Source organism: Chroococcidiopsis cubana SAG 39.79 (assembly GCF_003991895.1).
Lineage (GTDB): Bacteria > Cyanobacteriota > Cyanobacteriia > Cyanobacteriales > Chroococcidiopsidaceae > Chroococcidiopsis > Chroococcidiopsis thermalis.
The window spans coordinates 1-635 of the sequence record NZ_RSCK01000287.1; the positions used below are offsets into that span (position 1 = coordinate 1).

General features: G+C 43.8%; 1 protein-coding gene. It reads right to left on the bottom strand.

Annotated elements, in window-relative coordinates; translation table 11 throughout:
- Positions 1–120 precede the first annotated feature (120 nt).
- A complete protein-coding gene (locus tag DSM107010_RS37940) occupies positions 121–480 on the bottom strand; it encodes a transposase (protein WP_127025477.1) in 360 nt (119 codons plus the stop codon).
- Positions 481–635: the final 155 nt, after the last annotated feature.

The following is a 635-nucleotide window of genomic DNA, read 5'->3' on the forward strand; positions in this document are numbered from 1 at the left end:
TAGAGCATTTTCTAGTCTACTGAGGTACAATAACAGCAATGAGTAAACCAGCCACGTAGAGCTTCAACAAGAGACTTGAGCAATGCGTTTTCAATCGCAGTCGCTAAATCTGGATAACTTCTAGCAGCCATCGAACGCAGCAGAATTTTTGATCTTCGACCAACAATTTTCAATCGGGGAAAAGTCAGGTGAGTAAGGGGGTAGATAGATCAATCTAGCACCTGCTGTTTGAATCATGGCTTCAATCTCTTTTGCTTTGTGAATAGAGCAATTATCCATAATTACACAAGCCCCAGCCCAGAGTTTTGGAACCAACTTCCGTGCTACAAACGCCTCAAAAGTCAGTCCATCAATTGTACCCAAAAGGCTGACAGTAGCCATCAATCCCTTCAACCCAATCGCACTAATAAGAGAAACATTTTTGCCTCGTTTTTGAGGACGCGTACCATACGCCCGTTGTCCTTTGGGTGAGCGAGCCAATTAAACGCACCATTGACAGGTTGACACCAGATTCATCAATGAAGATCAGATCTTTTGCCAAGATACCTTGAACCAGCTGCCAAAACTCTACCCGTTGTTTTTGCACTCGTTCGCTCTGGTTTTCCGGTGGCGTGTAGTGTTTTTTTTAACGGTTA